The 3,854-nt window shown below is 71.0% G+C and carries 3 protein-coding genes; 1 reads left to right on the forward strand and 2 read right to left on the reverse strand.

What is annotated here, in order from left to right; genetic code table 11:
- On the reverse strand, nucleotides 1-2,039 hold a 2,039-nt coding region (locus tag VKA86_06385), incomplete at its 3' end, for a hypothetical protein (GenBank protein ID HKK70825.1).
- 226 nt (nucleotides 2,040-2,265) lie between these two features.
- Nucleotides 2,266-2,538 (reverse strand): zinc ribbon domain-containing protein, encoded by a 273-nt coding sequence (locus VKA86_06390; protein ID HKK70826.1) that lies wholly within the window; start codon nucleotides 2,536-2,538, stop codon nucleotides 2,266-2,268.
- A 293-nt stretch (nucleotides 2,539-2,831) separates the two neighbouring features.
- On the opposite strand from VKA86_06390, the gene VKA86_06395 reads away from it, so the two are divergent.
- Nucleotides 2,832-3,605: an amidinotransferase gene (locus VKA86_06395; GenBank protein HKK70827.1), complete on the forward strand. Its 774-nt coding sequence runs from the start codon at nucleotides 2,832-2,834 to the stop codon at nucleotides 3,603-3,605.
- Nucleotides 3,606-3,854: the final 249 nt, after the last annotated feature.

Raw genomic sequence — 3,854 nt, forward strand, 5'->3', positions numbered from 1 at the left:
GCGACCGAGGCACCGGAGGCGAGCGGTCCCGTCCACGAAGCGGTCGCAGTGGCGGCATCCCAGGTTGCGCCCACCGGAGGCGTGCCGATCCAGGGCGGGTCGTTCGAAGCCATCAGCCCGGACGGCACCTGGAAGCGCAGCACGACACTGTCCTGCGACGCGGCCGACACGTTCTCGGCGCGGGCCGCGAACTCGATCGAGCCCCCGCGACGCGCGAGGGCGGTGTCGCCGCCGATCGGCGCCGCCACCACCGGCCCGGTGCCGGCGATCTCGTACGTGGCCCGGACCGGCACCGGCGCCAACGCCACCGTGTCGGGCGAGGCCTGCCCGATCGGCGGCCCGCATCCGCCGAGGACCGTGATCGGCGAGCCATTGTTCAGGGCGTCCTCTGTCTGGAACGACTGCCGGCAGTCCGGCACGCGCGTCCGGAAGACCACGCGCGTTGTGTCGTTCGGGGCGATGTCTCCCGTCCACTGGAACCAGAACGTCGAGGGCGTGACCGTACCGCCGGCCGCGTCGAGTGTCGCGTCGTAGGTCCACACCACACCCACGCCGAAGTTCAGCCGCGCGCCCGGGCGGGCCACCCCGTCGGTCTCGACCATGGTGATCGTGTGCGTGACCGTGTCCCCGTCGCGCGGGGGCCGGTTGGAGTCGGGCGCGCTGCTCACGAACACGTCGAGACCGCCCCCTCCACCACTGCTGACCGCGGTGCTGGTGCTGTTCGCGCCGAAGGTGAGCGTGGTCGGCGCCGTGCTCTGCACGAAGTACTGGCTGAACAGGACGGTCTCGACCCCGCAGTCGACGTCGACCGTGAAGCTCACCTGGCCCGAGCCGCCGGCGGCGACCGTGCCCAGGTTCCAGGTCACGCGCTGGGTGAAGGCATCGAAGGTCCCTCCCGCCGTCGCGCTCGCGAAGGTGGCGTTCGACGGGACGTTGGCCGTGAGCGTGGCCCCGCCCGCGTCGAGGTCGCCCGTGTTCGCGTAGTCGATGGTGTACGTGATCGAGCCCGGGGCGACCGCCGTCGACGGACCGCTCGCGCCGAGGGCCCATTCGACCGCTGGCGGCTCCGGACAGTCCACGCCCACGCAGTCGGTGCCCGCGCCCTGCCAGGTGCCGTTGGCGTCGAGGCAACCGGCTTCGGTCATGCCCGGGCTGCAGGTGCCGTCCTCCAGGCAGCACGCACCCGTGGCGGGCGCCGGACCGCTGCAGTCGTCCAGGGTGTAGGTGGCGATCTGCGCCTGGTCGCTCGCACGGGTGACGATGGCATCGGTGGCGTTCACCAGGGCCGCCGTCGCCACGCCTCCGCCCGTGACGTCGACCACCGATCCGCTCGACGGCCCCACGAAGCTGCCCACGTCCTCGCTGCACAACTCGAACATCTGGTACGAATCGAGGTTGTCCGTGCCGTCGACGTCGTACTGCACGAAGGCGGCGATCCCGTTCGGCGCGAAGGTCACCTCGCCCACGCTGCGGTCCAGCGGGAACGAGCCCGCGCTCGTGGTGCCGTCGGCCAGGCGCTTGAACCAGACCTGCTGTTCGAGCGCGGCGTCGCTCGTCTCGACCACGAAGAAGAGGTCGTTCGACCCGCCCGGCCCGGGATCGTGGAAGCCGACGAAGGCCTCGCTCGTGTCCACGCAGATCGGCGGACCCGCGATCTCCAGCGGATCGCCCGAGGTGGGTGGGATCCGATAGACGTAGTACGAGCGCTGGCTCGTGCACGGCCCGTTCAGCGCCGAGCCGAACAGCACCAGGTGCTCGCGACTCGGCGACAACCGGTACTGCGAGTTGGCGACCGTGTTCGTGAAGGCCAGCGGCACCGGGTGCGAGGCCTCGCCGGGCTCGATCTGCCCGTCGCCGTCGGAATCGATCAGGAAGTTCTGGAAGCTCGCGTCGACCCCGACCCCCGACGTGCTGCCCGGCCCCAGGTAGTAGGGCTGGGCCGCGACGAAGGGAGTCTGGGCGTGGACACTCGGCGCGACGAGCGGGGCGGCCGCCGCCGCGAGCAGACAGACGGCCAGGGCGCGATGGACTCGATGCATGGGGCCTCCGGACGGATCGGTGGGATTCTGGGTCCGGAGGGTGGGACGCGGCGGGGCGGCGGGAATCACAGAGCGCGGCCGGCCGGCGGGAATCACGGAGGGCGTCGAGCCGGACGGGCGTGGCAAGGACGGATGCGGCCGGGAAGACCGTGCCCCGGACGGCCGGGTGGGTCGGCCCGGTGACACCTGGGGATGTTCCGCGCCGAAAGTGGGCTCTCGTCGACGCTCAGACCCGCTCGCCGCAGTAGCGGCACTTCGTCGCCTCGGCCCTGATCAACTCCGCGCAGTGCGGACACTTCTTCATGGCGCCCGTCGAAAGCGCTTCGCGCTCCAGCGCCCCCTGGTCCTGCGGGACGAGCAGTGCGAAGATCAGCCCGAAGGGTCCGAGCAGGATGCCGATCAGGAACCACCCACAGCCGCTGCGCCCCTTGTTCGACGCGACGACGGTCGAGATGACACCGAAGAGGACCCAGGCGAGAAAGGGAAGTTCCATGCTCATGGATGCTCCCGGGGACGCCCCACGGCAAGAGACCGGGGACGGATCGGGGACGTTCCGCGCTGGAACCCGGCGCGTCGGGTTCGGCGCGGCGTGCTGATTCGAAACCGGGGAGCCGTCTGCGATCCTCGCCAGCGGGAGCACGATCACGCACGCGTGAAGTCGTGATCGCGGCCTTCACCGCCGCACGCCGTTCCTTCCCGTGGAACGAAGGGGGAACAGATGACGCCGCGGCGATCGCGCCCGCCCAGGGTGCGCGTGCCTACCGACCCGCCCGACCTGCCCGGGAGTCACCCATGATCACCCACGCCCTCCTGCGCCGCCCCGCCCCGACCGTCGCCGACGGTCTGACCACCGCCGACGAGGGCCGCCCCGACCCCGCGCGCACACGCGAGCAGTTCGAGGCCTACGCCGCGGCCCTGCGCGACGCCGGCGTCGACGCGACCGTGCTCGACCCACTGCCCGACCATCCCGACGCCCACTTCGTCGAGGACGTCGCCGTGGTGACGCCCGAGGTGATCGTGCGCACGCGGCCCGGAGCTCCCGAACGGCGCGGAGAGATCGACGCCGTCGGCGAGGCGTTGCAACGCTTCGGCCCAGTCGTCGACATCGAAGCGCCCGGCACCCTCGACGGCGGCGACGTGCTCACCGTCGGCGATCGCGTGTTCGTGGGGCGGTCGGAGCGGACGAACGACGCCGGCGCACGTCAGTTGCGGGCGATCGTCGAACCGCAGGGGTTCTCGTGCGTGACCGTGCCGGTCGGTGCGGGTCTGCATCTGAAGTCGAGCGTGAACGCGGTGTCGGACGACACGCTGGTCCTGACCGCGGAGTTCGCCCACGAGCCGGCGTTCGCGGAGTTCGATCGCGTGGTCGTTCCCGACGGCGAGGAGTACGCGGCGAACGTGTTGCGGGTGAACGATCGGGTACTGGTGCCGGCGGGGTATCCGGCGATGGCTGGACGCCTGCGCGCGCGCGGGCTCGCGGTCGTCGAGCTGGCGATGAGCGAGTTCCGGAAGATGGACGGTGGATTGACGTGTCTGTCGGTGCGGTTCGGGGGTGGGCGTCGCTGAGCGGGTGTGTGTCGGTGCTGGCCGGGTCGAGGGTCTGCGCGATCGCAGGGGCTTCCGTCGCGGAACGGACTTCCGCTGTGGAGGCGATGGGGATGTTCCGGGGATGTTCCGCGCCGGAAGACTTCCGGTTCGGACGTCGTCGCATCACGCGACCGATCGACGCTGTACCCCCACAACCTTTCGATGTCGAAGACAGGCAGGCCACGCGGGCATCGACATGGACCACCTCGTTCGATGGTTCCGAGCTTT

The organism is Candidatus Krumholzibacteriia bacterium, assembly GCA_035268685.1.
Classification (GTDB): domain Bacteria; phylum Krumholzibacteriota; class Krumholzibacteriia; order JAJRXK01; family JAJRXK01; genus JAJRXK01.

Excerpts from the sequence above, each read along its gene's own strand:
- VKA86_06390 (HKK70826.1), bottom strand. The coding sequence starts at position 2,538 with ATGAGCATGGAACTTCCCTTTCTCGCCTGGGTCCTCTTCGGTGTCATC.
- VKA86_06395 (HKK70827.1), top strand. The coding sequence starts at position 2,832 with ATGATCACCCACGCCCTCCTGCGCCGCCCCGCCCCGACCGTCGCCGAC.